The following is a 24,727-nucleotide window of genomic DNA, read 5'->3' as shown; positions in this document are numbered from 1 at the left end:
ATGAATGATTACTTCAAATCAATCAGTCGTATTGTATCTTAAATCAATAAGCCGCGCTGATCGGCGCGTCTTATTGTTCTATTTTGCTGGAGAATATTACCTGCTATTAAGATTTCAAACTGATTTTATCAGTAAAAAAATCATCAGACTTTTCTTTCGGTGTGCCTCGGCATCCGTCACCATAGTGTTCACCTTCCCAACGACCAACAAGTGCTGCACCCATGGCATTACTCATGACATTGGTTGCTGAACGTCCCATATCTAAGAAAGGATCAATGCCCATTAATAAAATTAAGCCAGCTTCTGGAATATTAAATTGGGTTAGTGTCGCTGCAATAACGACCAAAGATGCCCGCGGTATGCCGGCCATACCTTTAGATGTCAGCATTAAAATCAACAGCATCGTGATTTGTTCACCCATACTTAAATGGATATTACATGCTTGACCGATAAAGATAACTGCAAATGAGCAATAAGCCATTGAACCTACAAGGTTAAATGAATAACCAATGGGTAAAACAAAGCTAGCAATCTTATTAGAAATACCAAACTCTTCCAGTTTTTCTAAAGTACCAGGGAAAGCGGCTTCAGAGCTTGAAGTAGTAAAAGCGAGTAAGGCGGGTTCCATAATGTGTTTAACTAAGCGTAAAATGCATGGGCCAACGATTAACACCGATACTCCAATTAAGATCACCCACAGTAATGCTAGAGTAAAGTAAAATTCTCCCATAAAAATGCTAGTACTGATCAGTACACCTAATCCGCGTTCAGCAATCATGGCGGAGATAGCGGCAAAAACGGTAATAGGGGCAAAAAGCATAACGTAGCTTGTCAGCTTTAACATTACGTAAACCAGTGAATCCAGAATTTTAATAATCGGTTCACCTTTTTTACCTATAGCAGATAAGCTACATCCCATAAAAATTGAGAAAATTACAATCTGTAAAATCTCATTACGCGACATCGCATCAATAATGCTGGTAGGTATGGCGTGAGCAATAAAATTGTGCAAAGAAAAGGTCGTAGGTGCGATATTTGTCACCGCTGAACTGCTATTTGCCACGAAATTAATACCTGCTCCTGGTGTAAGAATATTAACAATAACCAGACCAACGGTAATTGAAATGAAAGAGGCGACCATGAACAGTAACAACGTTTTTGAGAAAACCCGCCCCAATGTTTTGGCATCACCCATTTTGGCGATCCCGACGATCAGTGTTGAAATAATCAATGGTGCAATGATCATTTTTATCAAACGCAAAAAAATATCGGTAATGATTGAAATATTTTTAGCGTAGCTCGTTGTTACTTCTGTACTGGTAAGTGAATTTAATGCAAATCCAACGATTATCCCGGTGATCAGGCCTATAATAATCCAAGTAGTTAAACTTTTCGATTTCATAATGATTCCGTTTTTGTCAGGCTGGTATTAGATCTCATATTATTTAACAAAGCCTGAATTAGTATTTCAGTGTTATTATTTAAGTCATCCTTTAATTTTGTTAAATAAATGCATTTAAAATGAGAAATAATATCGATTTGTTTTTATCGAAATTGATACAATATTCTGGTTTAGATACATGATTAGTATCAAGTTAAGTGAATGTTTATATTGATTATTTGTTATTTAATTAAGTGTTAAATTACATGTTCAAAATAATTCATACCATTAAGCATTAAACACATTAGCATTTTGATATGCTATGCAATCCTACAATGTAGAATGATAACCATAACAGCATTAAAGTGAACAAACCATATAATTTAATGAATAATTTTAAATTTTGTGAATTAACGAGCTGATATTATTAGTTTATTTAATTAATAAAATGCTCTAGTAATAGCGGGGATACGACTATTTTTGCCATTATTAACTAATAATTTAGCTTTTTAGTTATTAATTAATTGATATCTTAAACAAAAGTACGCCACTATAATCTTGTCTAAAAATTAGTCAGTTTAAATTTGGTTATGAATATGATTTTTATCTTTAAATCTTATGATTAGCGGTGTTATCCCCTGATAATTAACCAGGGGAATGAATGAAAGGACTATTTTTTTAGTTGATCATAAGTTGTTAGTGGTTGTTGTTTATTATAAGGATCACCAATGTAACGTGGGGCAGGCAGAAAATTTTTGTTAATGACGCTTTTGCTGGCATCAAATCCATCATATTCAAGTCCGGCTAAATCTGACCAAGTGTGGATCAAATGCATAATACTATAGGGTCTATTTACCATGTTATCTAAATGGTGGTGATGAGCATTAAGCCATTGCGGTGATTGCCAGATAATAAAAGGGATCTCATACATAGGGCGCGTTGGTGCTGCTTCATTACGACCTAATATATGATATGGCGGTGTGTCAAAAACTTCTTCTCCATGATCAGAAAAATAGACTAAAAAACCGTTTTCGTTAGATGCAGCAAAATCTTTAATTAGCGTTGCCACGACCTTATCGTTGAAGTGTTGTGCACTATCATAGTCGTTATAATCGGCTTGTTCACTTTTGCTAAGATTAGCCGGCATAGTATCTGTTTTATTATCAAATATCCCCTCATTTTTAGGATAGCGATAGGCATATTTCATATGAGTGCCAAGTAAATGGACAACAATAAATTTTTTCTCAGCGGGATCTTTTAATACCTCCTGGAATGGAGTTAGCACCGATGTGTCATATTGCCGTGAACTTTGCGCCATATCGTTGTTCAGGTAATATTGTTTATCCGTCTGACGTGAAAACGCAGTTAACATCGTATTACGCTGAGTTATAGTTTGTTGATTGGTGATCCAGAAAGTTTTATAACCCGCTTGCTTCATCATATTCATTAACGAGGGATGCGTTTTATAAAGTTCGGGTTGTAATTGATCGGCGAAAGTTAATGCTTGTTGTAACACTTCGATAGTGTAAGGGCGTGAAGTAACCACATCGGTGAATACTTTTAAATTATTAGGGTATTGTGCTGCTAACGCGTCTAGTTGTGGTGTTGTTTTACGGCCATAGCCCTATAAACTCATGCGGCCTCGGCTGGTCGACTCACCAATGATCAACACTAATGTTCTTGGCGTAGAACCATTGTTATCAATCAAATTTTTTAATGGAGGAATTTTAGCATTGTTGGTTAAGATAGCCTCCATATTCATCAGCTGATTCTGATAGAGAAAATAACCACTAATAAATTGCCAAGGGGCAGCATAAGCCATTCTCGCATTTAAATATGGCATGAGATCATCAAGATCACCGTTTGATTTGATAACTTTTTTGTAAAAAGGGGCGCCAAAAAGAATACCAATAATAATCGTTGACAATAAAAGTTTAGCAGAAACGGATATATGAACAGGTTTTATGCGTGTCCATAAAAAAATAGCGATTAGCGTATAAAGCAATAGGGTTGCGATAACTTTAATACTTAAATATTGCGTTAAGAATTCACTAGCTTCATGTGTGTTTGTTTCAAACATGATAAACATGACACTTTGTGAAAATTGTTGGCCATAAACAATATAATAGGCCAAGGCGATCGCAGAGGATAGCCAAAGAATAAAGCCTATAATAGCGGTAACCAATTTAATATGGCGAGAAAAAAACAGGGCTGGAATAAGCCAAACAGTGCTGTATAAAAGAGAATCTCTTAGCCCAATGGTATTACTTTGACCGGTTGTTACTACAATGATCTGAATAACCGTAGAAAAATAGAGAAAAAAGACAAGTAACCAGATAAAGGCTACCAAGTTATTTTTTTTACTTGGTGAAGAATTAAACATATAATTTATGCTCATCAATTTGGTTTTTCAAACGTAAGGTGTTGGGTATTATTTTCATTATCAGGTTTTGGGCGACTGATAATTTTTTGAACATTAAACGAAATACAGATAATTGCAACAAAAATATTATTGCTCTTAAGTGATTGTTGAAAATGCGTTACCAGATTTACACTAGTTAAGAAGTATTATTAAATGATATTTTATTTTGACTAACAAGATAGCCAATTATTTTGGGTTTTAATAATAAAGATAAAGATTATAGTAATAATAACAGCAGCTAGTGCTTTGATTTGAGAAAAATATATAAAATGATCAGTAATAGCAGTGGAGTTATAGTGAAAACTCCACTGAAAATTATTTTATAAAATGTTATTTTTTTATTAAATAGTTTTTATCATTATTTTATTTATTAATGAGTCGGCCAAATGTTGCTATTATTGCTATTACTATTGTTGTTGTTATTATTATTTGGATTATTATCTTTTTGTCCACCATTATTCGAACCGCTATTGTTCCTATTACCGCTTTGTCCTCCATTGTTCGAACCGCTATTGTTGCTATTACCGCCTTGTCCGCCATTGTTCGGGCCACTATTGTTGTTATTACCGCCTTGTCCACCATTATTCCAGCCGCCATTGTTCGAACCGCCATTATTGTTACCACCGCCTTGTCCGCCATTATTCCAGCCACCGTTGTTCGAACCACTATTGTTGCCATTACCGCCTTGTCCGCCATTATTCCAGCCGCCATTGTTCGAACCGCCATTATTGTTACCACCGCCTTGTCCGCCATTATTCCAGCTGCCATTGTTCGAACCATTGTTATTGTCTTGCTCAACTTTTATTGTTAATCGGCCAACAAATTTTAAGGTAGCCATAAGACGACTTGGCCCGCTATTAAGACAACGTAAGTAAAATTTTGCCAAATTAATATTTGTAATGGTGGCATCCGGTTGAATATCACCAGTTTTATAAAAACTAACTCCTGCATAGGCACCCATTTCGCCAGCTACAAATTCAGTGTTATTTCTTACCATTCCCCACATAGACCACCAATCGTGATCAGCTGTACTTAGTTGATGATCGTTTATTGCATAACCAATTCCTGGCGTTCCAGTAGCATAAACTTTGTTACCATTATAAATATCGACATAGCTATTATAATCACTTGTTCTTGCTAATATACGAAGATTGTTTTTAGGGCAGCTGCCATGAACTTTAGTGCTCATCTGTCCTTCAAGAGGGCCAATAATTCTGGTACCAATCGGCATATTTGATTTTATCGTCGCTGCGCCAGCAAAATGGACATAATTTTCTCCTAGGTGGTCGGGTATTATATCATTAGCCCATGCTATGTTTACCATAAAGAGAGGGATTAGTTTATATATTAATTTCATCTGTTCTTATCCTCATAAATAGTTTTAGTGTATTAATTTTATATTTATAACTTGTGGTAACTTATTAATAGTTTGCTGATATTCTGTTGTAAAAAAGCTTGAATAGATTATTAAGAGAGAAAAATTAATGAATAGAGTTTTTTATCTAATTTGATTATTTATTTTAAAGTATTGCTATTTTTGCATTGCTTTAATTAAATGATATTTATTATACCCATTTCCACCTTATCATCATTTATCTACTTTGACGAAGGCATTAAATACACGCTTTATTGAATTAATTTAGTGAATTAAATGTATTGATAGCTTAAATTTAATATTTATAATAAGTTTTTTTAGAAAAAATTTTCTTTAAATAGCAATTGGTAATAAAAACAATTTACTAAATTTTAATAATAATGAAAGTGAGAACAATGAAGTTATCGTCATTGGTAAGGAAATAGCGATAACTTAGCCGGCATTATTGTAAATAGAAGCTTGAATTGCCTTTTGTCTGTCTCAAAGAATACAAAGTTGAAAATGTTATTTATCAGCTACATTTTAGCCTGAGAAGGTTTAATTAAGGTATCGAGGGAAGGCAAGTATTAGACAAAGGAGAGGTTGTCCCGATGGTATTTTTTATCTTTTAGAGCAACTGCATTGGGCAATTAGCTCTCTGGGCTTCAAAACTGAATAGCTTAACATGATCGATTAATTATCCTATTTGCCTTGGTATTTTCAATCGTTGCATTCGATAATCATTTATGCGATAAATTGTATCGATTGAAAAAGTAGCGATAGCCCATACAACTACTGAAATTTTTTGGTTTTATCATTTTTTTCTTAAGTGAAATTTATTAAATTTAACTAAATTTTTTCTAAGCTGGCTTAAGATGACGATATGCATAGTGAACTTAACAAAATATAAAATAAAACAACAACATTGGTTCATAAATTAAAATAACTATTATAAAAAGTATACCTGAATATGATGAAGGAATACTGCTAATTGAGTTATTGATATAAAAAATATGTCTGGGTTTATATTTTAAAGTCTGAATCTTTATGTAATAGATTTATTATTGCTTAATAGCAATAAATGGCGCGCGCTCTGTTATTCGCAATAGGTAAGATTTCGATTTTGTAAAATTGAAAGCCATTGGTCAACGAAAAATATATAAATAAAAAAACAGTAATAGCAGTGGAGTTATAGTGAAAACTCCACTGAAAATAATTTTATAAAATGTTATTTTTTTTATTAAATAGTTTTTATCATTATTCTATTTATTAATGAGTTGGCCAAATGTTGCTATTATTGCTGTTACTATTGTTGTTATTATTGTTATTTGGAGTATTATCTTTTTGTCCACCATTGTTCGAATCGCCATTATTGTTATTACCGCTTTGTCCACCATTGTTCGAATCGCTATTGTTGCTATTACCGCCTTGTCCGCCATTGTTCGGGCCACTATTGTTGTTATTACCGCCTTGTCCGCCATTGTTTGGGCCACTATTGTTGTTATTACCGCCTTGTCCGCCATTGTTCGGGCCACTATTGTTGTTATTACCGCCTTGTCCGCCATTATTCCAGCCACCGTTGTTCGAACCACTATTGTTGCCATTACCGCCTTGTCCGCCATTATTCCAGCCACCGTTGTTCGAACCACTATTGTTGCCATTACCTCCTTGTCCGCCTTTATTCCAGCCACCATTGTTCGAACCGCCATTGTTGGAACCACCGTTATTATCTTGCTCGACTTTCATTGTTAATCGGCCAACAAATTTTAAGGTAGCCATAAGACGGCTTGGTCCGCTATTAAGACAGCGTAAGTAAAATTTTGCCATATTAAAATTTGTAATGGTGGCATCAGGTTGAATATCACCAGTTTTATAAAAACTAACTCCTGCATAGGCACCCATTTGGCCAGCTACAAATTTAGTGTTTTTTCTTACCATTCCCCACATAAACCAACGATCGCGATCAGCTGTATTTAGTTGATAATCGTTTATTGCATAACCAATTCCTGGCGTTCCAGTAGCATAAACTTTGTTACCATTATAAGTATCGACATAGCTATTATAATCACTTGTTCTTACTAATATACGAATATTGTTTCTAGGGCAGCTGCCATGAACTTTAGTGCTCATCTGTCCTTCAAGAGGGCCAATAATTCTGGTACCAATCGGCATATTTGATTTTATCGTCGCGGCGCCAGCAAAATGGACATAATTGTCTCCAATATGGTCGGGTATTATATCATTAGCCCATGCTATGTTTACCATAAGAAGAGGTATTAGTTTATAGATTAATTTCATCTGTTTTTATCCTCAAAAATAGTTTTAGTATATTAATTTTATATTTATACTGTATGGTAACTTATTGATAGTTTGCTGATATTCTGTTGTAAAAAGCTTGAATTGTTTATTAGTCAATTGATAAAAATTAATGGATAGAGTTTTTACCTAATTTGATTATTTATTTTAAAGTATTGCTATTTTTGTATTACTTTAATTAAATGATATTTATTATACCCGTTTCCACCTTATCATTATTTATCTGCTTTGACGAAGGTATTAAATACACGCTTTATTGAATTAATTTAGTGAACTAAATATATTAATAGCTTAAATGCAATATTTGTAATTTTAATTATTTTTTTATAAAAAATTTTTAAATATAGATGGATAATAAAAATTAAATAGGGCAACAGGATATTATGAATAATAGGTATATGAATAAAATAATTGATTAATAAAAAGATCACGGTTGCAAATATGAATATGGCAGCACTTCTGGGCAATCACAGCGGATTACATTATAAAACGCTGTTCACCAGCCTTACTTTATTCAAGGTATGGTTATATAGATTCGTTCTGCCATAGCTTTGTGTAGCGCCTGCATCTTCGGTAATTCGTGATAGATGATGCTATATTGACAGTTGCGGCGTACCGCTCAAAGAACGATGTTGCCAGTAAAGTATCGATCTCTAAAACAAATATGCTCAGTACCATTGATTAAATTGTAAGGAAGATTATCAGCGACCAAAGCTTGCAACAGTGCCGATAAAAGTAACAACAGCTCCCAACCACATATGATATTTCTTGAGTTATGGGATGGGAGTGCATTTATCAACAACATGCTAATATTGCTATTATTTATTTTTAAGTACATAGCAATTGCTGCATATCCAGTTTTACGTTAGTGATTTTTCTTAAACCAAATTTTTTCTTTAGGATAGCGAGCAAATCTGACGTCAAGAAAGCCGGTGTAGTTGGGCCAATGACAATATTAGTTATTCCAAATGACAGCAAGGTAAGTAGAATAGCAATTGCTTTTTGTTCAAACCAGGAAAAAACCAGGGATAGCGGTAGATCATTCACACTACAGGCTAATTTTTTCGCCAATTTGATGGCCAGAATAATTGCCGAATAGGCATCATTACATTGCCCCACATCTATTAAGCGTGGTAAGCCTGCTATTTTACCAAAATCCAATTTATTAAAACGATATTTACCACAAGCTAAAGTTAGAATCAGACAATCATTTGGTATCTGAGTGGCAAAATTGGTGAAATAGTTACGTTCATTCCGCGCTCCATCGCAACCACCTATTAGGAAGATATGGCGCAGTTTTTTACTGTTGATAAGATCAATAAGTCTATCTGTTGCATCCAGCAGCGTGCGGCGACCAAAAACAACGGTGATCAGATGTTCAATTTCACTATATATAAACCCTGCCATCTGCTGCGCTTTAGCAATCACCTGGCTAAAATCCTTGCCTTCCAAATGGTTTACCCCTGGCCAGCCAACCATACTACGGGTCCAAATACGATCGGCATAGTTGCCAACAAATGGATCAATAATACAATTTGACGTCATGATAATTGGGCCGGGGAACTGGGTAAACTCAATTTGTTGATTCTGCCAGCCGCTACCATAGTTACCGGCTAGATGTTTGAACTTACGTATTTCTGGGTAGCCGTGTGCCGGTAACATTTCACCATGGGTGAAAATATTAATACCCGTGCTGGCAGTTTGTTGCAATAAGTTGTGTAGATCTTGCAGATCATGGCCGGAAACCAGAATACATTTACCCGCGACGGGTTTTACGTTAACTTGAGTGGGTATTGGGTGACCATAAGCGTCAGTTTCACAGGCGTCTAAAATGCCCATTACGTTAAAATTCATCTGACCAATTTCCATTGCGCATTGCAATAAGGCATCCATATCCGCCGGGTGGCTACCTAACCATGCCATAATTTTATGGTACTGATGGTAGATATCGTTACTGTATTGACCAAGAACTCTTGCATGCCCCATATAAGCCGCTGCACCTTTTAAACCGTACAGACAAAGCAAGCGTAAGCCAAGAATATTTTCACCAATCACCGCTTTATCTTTATTAAGTGCGAACTCTGCTGCCTGATGCTGTAACTTGCTGAGATTGTTACTGGACAATTGTAGATCTGCCATTGGATGATTTAAAATAATCGTTGGATCTTTTGCTAAACATTGGTTTTTCAGAGCCTCGCGTTTATCAATTGCCTCACGTGCGTATTCGATGATCCGCGAAGAGTCAAAATTTACATTAGTTAAAGTAGAGAAAAGGATACGTGGTGAGAAGAGGTTAATTTGATGATCAATAATACCGTATTGATAAGCTTTAACTATCCATGCCGATAGTCCCTGTAGCGCAGCGATCAGTAGATCTTGTAAATCCGATGTTTCAGCTGTTTTACCACATACACCGCGGGTATAAGTACAACCGTTGCCGGCTGAGCTACATATCGTCTGCTCACATTGCACACAAAACATGATAACTCCACTAAATTTGCATTTAACATACATGTTTATACTATACTTTAGCCTTATGGGTTGAAAATATATTTTTAATACAACTTAATAGGAAATTGATTTAGTACAATTTTGGCATTAAAAGGAAAGTTTCTAACAGTAATAATGGAAAAAACAACCAACGCTCTTTTTCCTTTATTATCATTGAGCATTCCGGATCTGCCATTAGTTAAGTTAGCTATTAATATCTCGTGTAGTGACAGCTGGCTATAGCATCTATTATTACCCCTCCACTATTAAGTAAAATACTTATCTATTTATCAACAACTTTCATTCTCTATCGATGCGCATAATACAGCAGGTTAGTTAAGGTTTTAGTTAATGACTCTATTATTAATCATTAGGTTTGATGCTTAAGCGTTAATTGACTACTGTTGCCAAGGGAAAAGACAAAAGTTATGTGGCAAATGAAAACGATATTAAGGTAAACGCTTTAAGTCATTTAATGAATGATGACTAATGCGACTAAAGAGAAGAATTTTGGCAGTGAGATAGGCATAATTTCCAGCTTGAGGATGATGACAAATTATTATTGAATTGTTTAATATTAATTATCTGTTATATCAATGTGGTTGCTACTGTAGCAAGAAAAGCACAAAATATTGATGATGAAATGTTCTATTGGATGAAAATAATTTATGATTAAAATCTTTTTGGCGATCTCAATAGGCTCTGCGCTTGGCGGTATCTCACGCTGGTTTTTGTCGACCAAATTAAATCCATTAATTGCGCTATTACCATTAGGGACTTATCTGTCAAATGTCATTGCTAGTTTTATATTAGGTATTGCTTTTGCTTATTTTGCTAACCATTATACGCTATCACCTGAGTGGCGATTGATGGTAATGACCGGTTTTTGTGGTGGCTTATCAACTTTTTCTACCTTTTCATTGGAAGTTATGCTCTCGTTTCAGCAACAACGCTACTATCATGGATTTTTGGAAATCTTAATTCATGTGGTTAGTACATTACTCGTAACTTATTTTGGTATGTTGGTTTACCAATTGCTCCAAAATCGCTAGCAACTAACCATTTTTGCTAACATGAATTGCTTAAAGGCACTTTTTTTCTGCTAAATCTAATGCAAAATAGCTCAAAATCAGATTAGCGCCGGCACGCTTGATGGCACCTAATGTTTCTAGCGCAACATCGATTTCATTAATTGCGCCCGCCTGGGCAGCAAATTTGATTTGGGCAAATTCCCCACTGACCTGGTAAGCGGCTAATGGTAGTTCAGTTCGCTCACGAATATCACGAATAATATCCAGATAAGTGCCGGCCGGTTTTATCATTAAAACGTCAGCGCCTTCTTGCTCGTCTATCAATGATTCTCTAATCGCTTCATGACGGTTCATTGGATCCATTTGGTAACTTTTACGATCCCCAATTAAGCAAGAGCCTGCCGCTTCACGAAAAGGGCCATAAAGGTTGGAAGCAAATTTGGTTGAATAGGACATAATACCGGTAGCAGTAAAACCTGCTTTATCCAGTGCATCGCGAATGGCAATGACTTGCCCGTCCATTGCGGCTGAAGGCGCAATAAAATCAGCACCAGCATTGGCAGCAGTAACTGCTTGTCGGCCGAGGTTTAGTAATGTTGCATCATTATCCACGCCATTACTGCCTAGCACACCGCAATGGCCGTGCGAGGTATATTCACAGAAGCAGGTATCTGACATGACTAACATCTCAGGTATAGTATCCTTACAGGCTTTTGACATACGAGCAACTAAACCTTTTTCATGCCAGGTATCGCTACCTGTTTCGTCAAGATGATGGGAAATACCAAATAACATTACTGATTTGAGCCCGGCTTTAGCAATCCGTTCGATTTCATAAGGCAACCTGTGTTCTGGAATACGAAAAATCCCAGGCATACTTGTAATTGGCTGATAATCTTTAATTTCTTCTTCAACAAAAATGGGCAAGATAAGATCATTTAACGTTAAAGTGGTTTCTTTAAATAAAGCGCGAACTGTTTTTGTTTGACGTAATCGCCTTAAACGACGAATAGTTTGCTGATGTTGCACACCTTCTCCTTGCTACTGCTACAGTAATTATAATTAAACGTATTATTTTTTTGCATAATAATATTTGCTGCGTATTATAAATATTATTAATTCATCTTACATATTTATTTAAAGCGCTGTTTTTCTCTATATGCCATTTTGTTTTATTGACTAAATCCTAAATAAAGATAAATAATTAATACAATTATTGCGGTGACAATAGCATAAGGCATTTGTGTTCTGATATGTTCAATATGATCACAATCGGTTGCCATTGAAGCAACGATGGCGTCGCTAGAAATTGGTGAAGTCATATCACCAAAAATCGAACCGGTAATCGCTGCGCCAATCATTAATTCAACAGGCATATTGACGGAAAGGGCTAATTGTACGCCGATAGGGATCATGATAGCAAAAGTTCCCCATGAAGTGCCGGTTGCTAATGACATGATGGCGCTGATTAAAAAAATAAAAGCTACCGATAATCCTGCCGGCAATACACCAGTGGAAATTTGCGCAATATAAGCACCCGTGTTTAGATCGGCAGAAACATTGCCCATTAAAAAAGCTAAAATCATGATTGAGCTAATTTTGATCATACTAGCGTAACCGATATAAACTTCCTTAAAGAAACTTTCGATCGTTAAAATGCGGCGGGCTAAAAACCAGATAAAGGAGACTAAAGTACCAAACATCACCGCCCAGTAAACAGAGGTCGAACCACTGCCTTTAGTAAATTCGCCATGACCCGTAATATAAAGAGCAATAGGTACCATTAAAACTGTTGCCAGAATAGGAATAAAAAAGTTCAATACAGTGTGAGTTGCTGGATGATCAATGACCTCTTCATCAGCAATGGAAGATGGTTGATGGGAGCTATATTGATTGGCAATCGCTTTTTGTTCAGCTATTTTCATGGGGCCCCATGAATAATCGGTAAGGATATAAAATAGTACTGAGGCTAATGATAACCAAGCCATAATATTATATGGCATAGCAGTAGCGAGAATTTCGAATGGTTCGCCTGAAATAAAACCTTTAGAAATTTGTACGCCAATCACTCCCATCATGGCAGCTCCCCAGCCATTGATCATAACAGAAGAACATACCGAGACACCCGACGTTTGAATAATATAGGCCATTTTCTCTGCTGAAACGCCATAAGAGCGGGCAATATTTTTAGTAGAAGCACCAGCGACTAATTGATTAATGGAACTTTCAATAAAAATGATTATTGAAATAAACATGGCAAGCAGTTGGATTGCTTTTTTATTTTTTATTAAACGCGTTTTATTGGTTAGCAAGTGCACTAAACTTCCCACCCCACCGGTCACACTAATTAACCGCATAATTCCGCCAATCAATAAAATAAAAATAATCGTTTGTGTATTACCGGGGGAGGCAAAAGTAGCAATAATTCCTGTCAAGGTCGCTTGAATGCCTAACAAAATATTGTGATCGTTAATCACGGTATAACCAACTAAAATACCTATCAATAACGATAAGATCACTTGGCGTGTCATTATCGCGAGTATAATAGTGATAAGCGGTGTAATTACTGTCCAGATCCCGTAGTCATTCATTGCGATACCCTGTCTCTAGGTGTGTATTAAAAATTAAGTGCTTGCTCTGAATCGTTAAGTAGATCATCAATATCTTCTATCCCGACAGATAAGCGTAAGGTGGTATCGTAAATGCCCATTTTGACTCTTTCTTCTTCCGTCATAGCGGCATGGGACATAGTTGCTGAATGATTTACCATGCTTTCAACCCCACCTAATGATTCGGCCAGAACAAAATATTGCAATTTGCCGATAATATTTTTTATGTTATCTCGATTGCCATTAATGTTAATTGTAACAACTGCGCCACCGGTTTTCATTTGTGTCTGACAAATAGAGTATTGTGGATTATCAGGCAGTCCTGGATAGTATGTTTTTGTAATATTACGATGTTTATTTAAAATTTAGCAATTGCCAGTGCATTTGCGCATTGTCTTGTCATGCGAATATCTAAAGTTTTTAAACCTCTTAATGCTAGATAGGCATCGAAAGGAGAAGCAATAGCACCAATGGTTGTTTTAATAATGTCAATTTTATCGGCAATTGTAGATTGATTAGTGATGACGGCACCACCAATTAAATCTGAGTGTCCGCCTATGTATTTACTAGTAGACAACATGACGATATCAGCGCCTAATTCAAGAGGTTTTTGATTCCAGGCAGTGGCAAAGGTATTATCTACACAGGTTATGATATTATTTTCTTTTGCCAACTGACAAATTTTACTAATATCAACAAGTTCTAATAACGGATTAGTTGGGCTTTCTATCCAAATAAGACGGGTATTTTTGCGTAAATGTTCTTTAACTAGTTGGAGATTATTGAGATCAATATAATCGACTTTATGACCACTTGTTTCTTTTATTAGCTTTTCAAATATACGATAAGTGCCGCCATAGACACCCTGCATGGCAATAATATGCGAGTTTTGTGGTAGCAAATTTAATACCAGTAATGTTGCAGCGACACCAGAAGCAGTTGCGGTAGCATAAAAACCTTTTTCAATATCAGCAAGTAATGTTTCATAAGCATAACGTGTTGGATTTTTAATTCGTGAATAGCTAAATTCACCATTAACATCAATATTTTGTTGAATAAAACTACTTGCTGTGGTGATAGTGGGGAAAATAGCATTATTAGCTTTATCGTGCTGTTTTCCTCCATGAATTAAAATAGTTGAAAATTTTGCCATTATAACCCTTATATATTTTTCTAATCAGTATTAAATCATTATATGACAATAAGTATAGTTGTATAAATGGATAGAATTACAATAGATTTGTGTTAAATGAAAGGATCTAGGTGATATATTAATATGGCAGTATTTATCCTCTATTGATAAGAAAAGTAGTGGCAGTATTTTATAAAAAAACAAATATTATATATTATTATTTTATTTGTTATTTTGTGTCACTAATTTACTGGAGGGAAAGTTTTTACAATGAGATAAATTAAAACAAGAAATATTATAAATAAAAGAGAAAGATAATTCTAATAATATTTAGGTTAAACATTTTTGTTTTTGAAAATAATCTTTTCTATTTTATTGGTTTTTGCTATTAATTTTTATATATAAAAATGACCAATTAAATAATTTTAACAAAAACAAAATATTGTTAGATTAATGTTTATATGAAACAGGATGATAATGCAAGTTAGGTTTTATAGTATAAAATTTTTTATTAATAATATTAAATTATTTACTATTTATTATATTAGATAAAAGATTCAAGTTTTAGCATTATTTCAGTATTAACATCTATCAATCATTATTGGTAAAGATAAGTATCATAATTAATAAGTGCTTAAAGAAAATTATAAAAAAGCTTAAAAAATAAAATTATAGGCCTAACTAGTAGAAAAGTAGTTACTTAATTGATAGTCGAAAATGGAAAAGAGTTTCTATCCTATATATAGTACAAAATATTAGTTATTAAAATTTTGTATAGTTTTATACAGAAAAAAATAATTGATAACGAGAATTAGCATATTAAAAAGATGCTGAGTTAATTAATGGTAAATAAAAAAACTGCACCATATAACAGATATATACTTATTGATATAATTTAGCATATGCAAAGCATATAGACATCATGTATCCTTTTTGTTTAAAAATTAAACATAAATAGAAGGGAATTTCATTAAAAATATTTAATAAACTACTGTATGAAACAATAAATTAAAGTTGGTTGTAAATAATAATAAATTTATAACTGTAGATTTTATTTGCTAAAAATATTTCTAACAAATAAATTTATTATCAAATAAAATACCAAAAAAGAATATTTTATTGTAAATGTTCAAAAAAAATTATTATTAGATAACAAAATGTTTTATTTTTGTTAAATAAAAGAATAAAATATCGGTCAAAAATTAAATAAATATTATTCATGTTTATTTTTTGGTAAATAAATGGGAAACATGATAATGTTCCTTGTTATCAATTAGTTATTAATGTGTTTATTTTTTGATAGTTTTAGGCTATCAATAATGTGTAAACGGATCGATAAAAACAAATTGCATAATTGAGGTAATATGACTTTAATCTTTTCTTGTAATAGAGAACTATTATAATATATTATTATACTTCTTATATATTTTATTATTTAAAAATCATACTGATGCTTGTTTCATTAGCGGAGTTAAGTAATGGAATTAAAAAATTTAAATTTATTTATATTAGTGGTAAGAGTTGTTTAACCTTCAATCATTTTATTTAATGTAAATAATAAAAAATCTGTAGAATAACAGATAGTGTGATGCAATTTTATTATGGATACCATTTTCAAGGATGGCTATTAATTAGACTATTAAATAGAGTCGTAGAGAGGATGCTTATTATGATACATCGAGATTTAGTTTTTCAATTTTTAGATTATCGATTACATTGCAATGAAATGCTGATGAAAAATGGAGAAATTATTGCAATACCACCCAAAGAATTAAGGGCATTAAGTTGTTTAGTGGCTAATAGTAAAAAGATTATAAAGAAAGATGATATCGTCGCTTATGTTTGGCAAGGTGGAGAAGTAAAAGATGAATCGGTTGTTCGTTGTATCTATTCCCTACGAAAATTATTTAAACAGGAAAATTTGATTATAACCATTTATGGTAGAGGATATTGCTTTAATGGTGATGTAAAACTTATCGATTTGGACGCTAGGAACGATTATCTATACCAAATTCCTAGCCACGATAAGCGGCAAAGTGGGCATTATATGCAAAGTATTGGCAGAATATTACCTGTATTTAAAGAGGGTATTTGTTCTTCAAATTCAATAAAGGATAGTTTTCAGCGCTTAACATTGAACATTAAATGTAAATAGTCATGATTTCGTCATAATTTGGTTGTGATCTTTGTCTAATTTTAAGGTTTAATGGGATCGTGTTTTTTGCTAGAAGCTGGTTTCATGTTAAGGAGCAAGTTTTGCGGCAGAGTGAATCTATGTGGTTAAAATATGACGAAATTTTATTAGAAAATCCAGTTCTTTATTATGTTACCGCAGTCAGTAAAACAGAACTTCGCATTAGTTCAAAAAAAAATCAAGAAATTTGTTGTTTGGATATTGGAAAGAGTGGGATCATGACGATTTTACCTTCTAAAATAGATGTTCTATCGGGTGAAATCAGGTTAAAAAAAGAAAATATCTTACATTTAGCTAAAATGCAGGCTTTTATTGATAAAGCAAATAATCAAATTCATAATTTTAAAAATAATTATCTTTCTGCTTTTATTAATTTTAATTTTGATACTTATAAAAAACAAAAAAATCTAGAATATTGGTTTTTGAGTCAACAAATTAATAAAGAGAAAAAGGCAGAAAGGTTTTCTTCTTTATTACGCCAAAATGAAGAATATCGTATTGTCCGTTTTCTGCTTGAAGAATCGATGTTGGAAGGAAACCAAAAATTACAGAAAATGAGTATAAAATATGGATTATCAGTTTCTTACTTTAGGAAACTAGCAGGAAATGCATTAGGTAATTCTCCTAAAACTGAGTTAAAAAAATGGCGGTTAGTTAATGCGTTATTAGATTTGAATGATAAAAATCAGAATATTACACAAATAGCTTTTAAATATGGTTATTCCAACCTGTCTCATTTTTCTGATGAAGTGAAGAGTTTTTTGGGGATAAGTCCGAGCCGGTTAAAAAGATACTATCAAAAGAAAGGGCCTAGTGTCACCGATGAAGAGATTACAGATAAGAAAAGATAGTAGTATATTAATTTTTTTTGTGTTTTTAAATTTCATATTATTGTCAAGTTCTAAAGCCGCATCAGAGCAAAGTATTGAATCAGGTTATATTGCTAAAAATGAAACCATACGTGGTGTTTTTGATGCTCTATCTTCGGTAATTAATAAACCAATTGTAGTTAGTCAACTTGCTGTAAAAAAGAAAATAACTGGCGACTTTGATCTTAAATATCCACTTGATACTTTAAGAGATATTACTCAGCAACTTAATTTGATGTGGTACGATAATGGCCAAGTAATATACATTTGTGATGCGCTCGAAATGCGTAATACTGTTATTACCTTACATAATACAACAATTCAAGAGATAAAAAATTTTTTAAAAGATTCAGGTTTGTATGATGAACGTTATCCGCTACGCTTTGGTAGTAACAATCGTTTATTTTATATATCTGGACCACCAGTCTATGTCGAGACAATAGTTAATACCACCCAGTTTTTAGATGAAGCTACTATAGGCTTTGATGGCCGAGAAAAAATAGCAATTGTGCCATTATATAATACATTTGTAGAAGATCGTCATTATCAATATAGATTTAATGATATTATTATTCCAGGAATGGCATCAATAATAAATAAATTGATGGATGCTTCAAGTAATAATATTTCAAAATTAAAAAATTATACGCTAAAAAAAAATCAAGACGACTTAGTTAATCAGAACAACAATTCGTCTTTAATAGAAGATTTATCTTTAAACAAGGGTACAGTTTCTATTATATCTAATCCTGGTAATAATAGCTTATTAATAAAAGGTAATAGAGAACAGGTAAATTATTTACGAAAAATTGTAGAACAGTTAGATATAACCAAGAGGCATATAGAACTATCAGTATGGATTATTGATATTGAAAAAAAAGCACTTGATCAACTCGGTATAAAATGGAGAGGCGGTGCTAATATTGGGCAAAAATTAGGTATATCAATAAATGCAACAACAAGCACTATTGATGGAGCCAGTTTTATGGCCGATATATTTGCATTAACAAGAAATGAAAAAGCTAATATTGTTTCTAGACCAATGGTGCTAACGCAAGAAAATATTCCAGCAATATTTGATAATAATCGAACTTTTTATACCAAATTAATTGGTGAAAGAGCAACAGATTTAAAAAATGTTACTTATGGTACCGCGATTAGTGTGTTACCTAGGTTTACTATAAATAATCAAATTGAAATGATGATTACTGTTGAAGATGGTAGCCGCGGAGGGCAAATAACTGATCAGTTACCAGAAATAGGACGAACAAATATTAGTACTATTGCTAGAGTTCCTCAAAATAAAAGTCTGTTAATTGGTGGTTATACGCGTGACGAACATAGAAATATAGAAGAAAAAATACCATTACTTGGAGATATTCCTTATTTAGGTAGTCTATTTCGTTATAATATTGAAAAAAAAGATAGTTTAGTCAGAGTGTTTCTTATACAGCCTAAAGAGATTATTAATCCTTTAAGCACGAGTGCGGAAAATATTGCTAAAAAAGTAATAGAAGATAAATTTGATAATAAATTAGAAGATTGGATGTCAAATTTTCTGAGTAATCGTTGATGAATAATAACATAAATAATTCTTATAATATGGTGCAGCACATGCAGCGCCATAGACAAAAATTAATTATGGAAAAAGTGAATAATCAGGAAAAAGTGGATCGGCAGGAGGCCTTCGACGCTGAAAACGAGACTGACATCGAAGAAAGATATCAATATAGTCAAAAAAGAAAAAAATTAGGTAATGAACAAGGGAAAGTACTATTACTGTCGCAAATTAGACAGAGAAGAGAATTAGTTAGAAAAAGTGAACCAGAAAATTATAATGAATTTGACAATGTTTTAGATGAAGAGATCGATCAAAAAATCGATAAAGTAGTAAATATTTTATCTACAGCCGATCGTATAACTAAACATTTAGTAGGAGAACTTAGAAAGTTAATAACTGATGATAGTGATTTAGTGATTGTATTACGGGCTTTAATTAGGCGTAATAGGCTACATGAAAAAAATAGAAAAAAAATGATAGATGTATTAAGTTATGTAGAACAAACCACAAATGAAAAACGTTTAAAATCAGGGATTAATGTTGCACTTAAAGCACGTATATTTAGTTCTAAAATAGATGTTAAACCTTATTTACTGCGTGAAAGTTATAGACAATTTATTGAAACAGATTTGTGTGAGATACAAATTTATAGTAGCTGGATTTCAACCTATGGAACACAACATCGAAAAATAATTTTACAATTTATCGAAAATGCAACTATTACTGATATTAATTCCAATGATCCCAGTTGTAGTCGAATAGAATTTAGTAATTTATTGGCAAGATTAAATCAGATAAAGACAATAAAATCATGTGATGAATTTTTTGTTGTTTCTTTAATTAACTATTATAAAAGTAAAGCAATTCCCTTTCTGGAGTTGAATATAGCATTATTTTTTATTGGCGCACTTGAGGAACCTAATGCAACAGGGGATTTTCTAGATTTATTATTAAAAGCAGATAGTAGCAATGAGGATAAAGGAAAAATAACTCAATTAATATATAATTTAGTGAAAAAATTACCGCTATATATTTTCATTAATGAAAATGATAAAGAAATAATAAAAGATCAGTTGATAGAAAAATTAAATACTTTTTTTCATATAAGATAGTATAAATCACTATAATAATTGAGTAAATATGAATAATTTTCTAAATGAAATAAAAAGACATTCAGAACTGTTTGTATTAATTTTAGTTTTTGTCATCATTTCAATGTTGGTAATTCCTTTACCGACCTATTTAGTTGATTTTTTAATCGCGTTAAATATTATTTTATCTGCATTAGTATTTTTATCTTCATTTTATGTAAATAGAATACTAAATTTTTCATCATTTCCTGCTATTTTATTGATAACAACATTATTTAGATTATCGTTAACCGTCAGTACAAGTCGATTAATATTAAGTGAAGCTGATGCAGGGGAGATTGTCGCTGTATTTGGCCAATTTGTTATTGCTGATAATTTAGTAGTAGGGTTTGTTATTTTTGCTATAGTAACTATTGTACAGTTTATGGTTATTACCAAAGGTTCAGAACGTGTGGCCGAAGTTGCGGCCCGATTTTCTCTTGATGGTATGCCTGGCAAACAAATGAGTATCGATGCTGATCTACGCTCTAGTATTATTGATGCGGAGGAAGCTAAACGTCGTCGTAGTGTTGTTGAACGGGAAAGTCAGCTTTACGGATCCTTTGATGGTGCAATGAAATTCATCAAAGGTGATGCGATTGCTAGTATTATTATTATCTTCATAAATTTTATTGGTGGCATTAGTGTTGGTGTTAGTCAGCATCAGATGGATTTTTCGCATGCCTTAGCAACCTATACGATTTTGACGGTTGGTGATGGATTGGTTGCACAAATACCTGCTTTATTAATCGCGATTGCAGCAGGTTTTGTTGTTACCAGGGTGAATGGTGACAATGAAAACTTAGGTAGAACAATTATTAACCAATTATTAACTAATCCATTAATTTTGATTATTTCAGCAATAATTGCACTGAGTATTGGAAGTTTACCTGGTTTTCCTTTTATTGTTTTTTTATTGATTTCAGCAATATTGACTAGTATTTATTATCTTCAATTTAAAAGAAATATACCAAAGAAAGAAAATACAACATTAATTGAAGAGAACGAAATAACCGATTTAGAAATAGATGATCAAGGGGTAATTAATAAAAAAACAAATGAAACGCTCCCTTTAATTTTGATTGTTAATAAAAGCGCAATTGAAAAATTAAAAAAAGAAAATATTTCTATCAAATTAAAAAATAAATTTTATTTAGATTATGGAATTAATTTGCCTGATATTATTATAAGTGATTCTGATGATTTAGAAGAAAATACCATAGTACTATTAATTAATGAAATAAAAGCAGATCAATTCTATGTTAGATATGATGGATATCGACTAATTAATAAGACCGATGAAATTGAACATCTTGGCATCGAAAAGATTACTATTAATAATGATATTTGGATAAATGAAACGGATTATGAAAAAATAAAAGAAATAGGCTATTTATGTCGCCATTATATTGATGAAATTTATTTTAACATAGCCAACATACTCACTCGTTATGTACACGAATATTTTGGTATACAAGAAGCCAAGCAAGAAATTGATAATTTAGAAGAACGATATCCAGATCTTATTAAAGAAGTCGTCAGACATGCAACTATTCAAAGAATAGCTGAAATATTACAACGGCTGATTAATGAAAAAATATCAATAAAAAATATGAAGTTAATTATGGAAACTATTGCACAATGGGCTCCAAAGGAGAAAGATGTTATTTTACTAGTTGAGCATATCCGTAGTGCATTGGGAAGATATATTTGTCACAAATTTTCAAGAGGAAATAATTTAAACGTTATTTTATTATCAAATGAAAATGAAGAAATTATTCGAGGTAATATTAGGAATACCTCGGCCGGTGCATTTTTGAATTTAGAACCAAAAGAGTCTGAATATTTACTAGATAAAATATCCATAGCTTTAGATAGCCTACCTTTATCTTATAATGATTTCGTAATTTTATGTTCAGTTGATATTAGAAGATTTTTAAAAAAATTTGTTGAAAACAAATTTAATAATGTAGATGTTATTTCTTTTGGTGAATTAACAGAAACGGTTTCCGTAAATGTATTAAGAACGATTTAAAGCTAAATGGAGAGAGTATGCATATTGATATTGCCTTATTAGTTCGTGATGCACTGGTACATAGTGGGTGCGATAAAAATTTAATTTCTGATTTTGATGGACATTCCACGATTACATTAGAGTTTAGTAATTCATTAGATATCAATATAAGCATTGATGATAATTATGTATGGTTGTGGAGTCCTCTTTGCGAAGAGGAAAGTAATGTGATTTACCAATTAAGCGAAAAAATATTAAAAAAATTAATGGAAGAATGTCAGTTTACTGTGACAAAACAGTTACAATTAATTTCTCGTAATAGATATATTAATTTGGCTGGCGTTGTTTCACCAGCATATTTAGCCGATGGAGCAGGCTTTTCTGCGGCATTGGAAGAATTCTTCCATTTAATAAATAATTATTCAGAGATGCTGCATTAATGAATCAAATCACTTTAAGCCATAGAATATATAAGATTCAGTCTCTATTAGGAACAATGATTGAGGCCAATATTGCTGATTGTGAAATTGGTGAAATTTGCCATATTCATAAAAATTGGCGAGATACAAAAATTATTGCTAAGGCACAAGTTCTTGGTTTTCGAAAAGAGACTGTAATACTAGGGCTAATAGGTGAATCGATAGGGATCTCAAAAGAGAGTGTTATTATTCCGTTAAAACAACATTTTACCATAAAACTTTCATCAGATTTATTAGGTTGTGTCATTGATTCAATGGGACATATAGCTGAACGTTTTAAAGAAAACAGTGGGTTATTAACTAATGAAAAGCGTGGTATTAACCAAAGTCCACCAAATTATTTGCAGAGAAAACCAATACAGCATCCATTTGTAACTGGTATTAAAGCGATCGATGGGCTAATCACCTGTGGTATTGGTCAACGATTGGGTATTTTTGCTTCTGCTGGATGTGGAAAAACTTCACTAATACATATGATGATACAACATGCCAGTGCAGATATCTTTGTTATCGCATTAATAGGTGAGAGGGGGCGTGAGCTAACAGAATTTGTTGATACATTGAAACAAACGGGTCATATTGATAAATGTATTATTGTTTACGCCACTTCTGATTACTCTTCAATAGATCGGGTAAATGCTGCGCTGGTTGCCACAACAATTGCTGAATATTTTCGTGATGCTGGAAGTAACGTAGTGCTATTTTTAGATTCAATAACACGTTATTCGAGAGCATTACGTGACGTGGCATTAGCTGCGGGAGAACCTCCCGCAAGAAGAGGTTATCCTGCCTCTGTATTTGAAGCATTGCCAAAATTATTAGAGCGGCCAGGGCTTACACAAAAAGGGGGAATAACGGCGTTTTATACTATATTATTAGAAAGTGATGATGAGCCAGATCCGATTGCAGAAGAGATCCGTTCTATTCTTGATGGACATATTTATTTAAATCGTAAATTGGCAGAAAAAAGTCATTACCCTGCTATTAGTATTTTACAAAGTATAAGTCGGGTAGCTTCTCATATATGTGATCAGAAACATTTGAGTCATGCTGCACAAGTAAGAAAAATCTTAAGTAAAATTGAAGAATTGAAAATATTTATTGATTTAGGCGAATATAAAGAAGGTGAAAACCGTGAAAATGATGAGATGTTATATAAATATAACAAAATAAATAATTGGCTTATACAATCTCCTGATGAAAAAAAATCTTTTGCATTAATAAAACAGGAGATGTATGAAATTTTATCGTAATGTAAAAAAAAGGCATACTTTAAAATGCCAAAAAATAAATCAGAACGATATTTTACTGCAGAAATTAGAAAATAAGATAATGATAATAGAACAAGAGATCAATGAGATTAATAAAGAAATTTTGTTTATTAATACCTTATTGGCAGATATTAATAATATAGGGTTTTTATCAAGAGATGAGTTATTAGCAATAAAAAGAAAACAAGCGGTATTTAATCATCAATTAATAGATTTGAAATTGGAGAAAGCTAAAAAGGAAGCTGCTCATCAGGCTGTTATTTTAGAAAAAAAAGAAAAATTAAATATTAAACAAAAATTACATATGAAAAGTGAAAAGTATATTTTTTTATTGAAAAAAGAAATGGTTAAAATTATTCAAAGGAAATATCTTATTGAAGAAAACGAAATAGAGGAAGTTCTTTATGCCAAAAGTAAGTTTAATAAAAATTTATAATATACAATCAAAGCAAAACAGAACATGCTCATTAGATG

At 32.6% G+C, this 24,727-nt stretch carries 15 protein-coding genes and 2 pseudogenes; 9 read left to right on the top strand and 8 right to left on the bottom strand.

The features are described from left to right. Positions 1-106 precede the first annotated feature (106 nt). The 5 genes and pseudogenes from LDL57_RS03000 to hcp form a co-directional block, all read right to left on the bottom strand. Complete coding sequence (locus tag LDL57_RS03000; protein WP_180560583.1) at positions 107-1,402, bottom strand: dicarboxylate/amino acid:cation symporter; 1,296 nt, start codon at positions 1,400-1,402, stop codon at positions 107-109. 649 nt (positions 1,403-2,051) lie between these two features. Beyond that, positions 2,052-3,764, bottom strand: a pseudogene (cptA, locus tag LDL57_RS18075) (phosphoethanolamine transferase CptA). A 409-nt stretch (positions 3,765-4,173) separates the two neighbouring features. Then, positions 4,174-5,160, bottom strand: coding sequence for a hypothetical protein (locus tag LDL57_RS02990; RefSeq protein WP_225507032.1), 987 nt, complete (start codon positions 5,158-5,160; stop codon positions 4,174-4,176). Between the two features lie 1,266 nt (positions 5,161-6,426). Continuing rightward, positions 6,427-7,455, bottom strand: a complete 1,029-nt coding sequence (locus LDL57_RS02985; RefSeq protein WP_225507030.1) for a hypothetical protein — start codon at positions 7,453-7,455, stop codon at positions 6,427-6,429. Positions 7,456-8,301: 846 nt separating this feature from the next. After that, a complete protein-coding gene (gene hcp, locus LDL57_RS02980; protein WP_202881812.1) occupies positions 8,302-9,954 on the bottom strand; it encodes a hydroxylamine reductase in 1,653 nt (550 codons plus the stop codon). Between the two features lie 677 nt (positions 9,955-10,631). Between hcp and crcB the strand changes: the two genes are divergently transcribed. Beyond that, complete coding sequence (gene crcB, locus LDL57_RS02975) at positions 10,632-11,015, top strand: fluoride efflux transporter CrcB (RefSeq protein ID WP_180560579.1); 384 nt, start codon at positions 10,632-10,634, stop codon at positions 11,013-11,015. A gap of 30 nt (positions 11,016-11,045) precedes the next feature. Here the strand turns inward: crcB and hemB are convergent, their stop codons facing one another. The 3 genes and pseudogenes from hemB to LDL57_RS02960 all read right to left on the bottom strand — a co-directional run bounded on the left by hemB (position 11,046) and on the right by LDL57_RS02960 (position 14,756). Continuing rightward, complete coding sequence (gene hemB, locus LDL57_RS02970) at positions 11,046-12,023, bottom strand: porphobilinogen synthase (RefSeq protein ID WP_180560578.1); 978 nt, start codon at positions 12,021-12,023, stop codon at positions 11,046-11,048. Positions 12,024-12,166: 143 nt separating this feature from the next. Further along, the gene (locus LDL57_RS02965) at positions 12,167-13,585 is read right to left on the bottom strand and encodes a Na+/H+ antiporter NhaC family protein (RefSeq protein WP_180560577.1); all 1,419 of its coding nucleotides are present in this window, start codon (positions 13,583-13,585) and stop codon (positions 12,167-12,169) included. 26 nt (positions 13,586-13,611) lie between these two features. Then, positions 13,612-14,756: pseudogene (locus tag LDL57_RS02960) on the bottom strand (trans-sulfuration enzyme family protein). Between the two features lie 1,648 nt (positions 14,757-16,404). Here LDL57_RS02960 and LDL57_RS02955 point away from each other — a divergent pair. From LDL57_RS02955 to LDL57_RS02920, 8 genes are read left to right on the top strand one after another with little or no spacing between them, the layout of a single operon-like run. Beyond that, positions 16,405-16,890: a winged helix-turn-helix domain-containing protein gene (locus tag LDL57_RS02955; RefSeq protein ID WP_180560576.1), complete on the top strand. Its 486-nt coding sequence runs from the start codon at positions 16,405-16,407 to the stop codon at positions 16,888-16,890. Between the two features lie 59 nt (positions 16,891-16,949). Further along, positions 16,950-17,780, top strand: coding sequence for a helix-turn-helix domain-containing protein (locus tag LDL57_RS02950; protein WP_225507028.1), 831 nt, complete (start codon positions 16,950-16,952; stop codon positions 17,778-17,780). Then, positions 17,752-19,371: a type III secretion system outer membrane ring subunit SctC gene (sctC, locus tag LDL57_RS02945; protein ID WP_225507026.1), complete on the top strand. Its 1,620-nt coding sequence runs from the start codon at positions 17,752-17,754 to the stop codon at positions 19,369-19,371. Before LDL57_RS02950 ends, sctC begins: the two co-directional genes overlap by 29 nt. A gap of 41 nt (positions 19,372-19,412) precedes the next feature. Further along, the gene (gene sctW, locus LDL57_RS02940; RefSeq protein ID WP_225507024.1) at positions 19,413-20,471 is read left to right on the top strand and encodes a type III secretion system gatekeeper subunit SctW; all 1,059 of its coding nucleotides are present in this window, start codon (positions 19,413-19,415) and stop codon (positions 20,469-20,471) included. A gap of 28 nt (positions 20,472-20,499) precedes the next feature. Further along, a complete protein-coding gene (locus LDL57_RS02935; protein ID WP_225507022.1) occupies positions 20,500-22,524 on the top strand; it encodes an EscV/YscV/HrcV family type III secretion system export apparatus protein in 2,025 nt (674 codons plus the stop codon). Between the two features lie 17 nt (positions 22,525-22,541). Further along, positions 22,542-22,943: an InvB/SpaK family type III secretion system chaperone gene (locus tag LDL57_RS02930; RefSeq protein WP_180560571.1), complete on the top strand. Its 402-nt coding sequence runs from the start codon at positions 22,542-22,544 to the stop codon at positions 22,941-22,943. After that, positions 22,943-24,235 (top strand): type III secretion system ATPase SctN, encoded by a 1,293-nt coding sequence (sctN, locus tag LDL57_RS02925; protein ID WP_180560570.1) that lies wholly within the window; start codon positions 22,943-22,945, stop codon positions 24,233-24,235. The genes LDL57_RS02930 and sctN overlap by 1 nt, the downstream gene beginning before the upstream one ends. Then, positions 24,219-24,689: a SpaM family type III secretion system protein gene (locus LDL57_RS02920; RefSeq protein WP_180560569.1), complete on the top strand. Its 471-nt coding sequence runs from the start codon at positions 24,219-24,221 to the stop codon at positions 24,687-24,689. Before sctN ends, LDL57_RS02920 begins: the two co-directional genes overlap by 17 nt. Positions 24,690-24,727: the final 38 nt, after the last annotated feature.

It is taken from the genome of Arsenophonus apicola, from assembly GCF_020268605.1.
Lineage (GTDB): Bacteria > Pseudomonadota > Gammaproteobacteria > Enterobacterales > Enterobacteriaceae > Arsenophonus > Arsenophonus apicola.
Note: the sequence above shows the minus strand (reverse complement) of the source record. Positions and strands in the feature narration are given on the sequence as shown.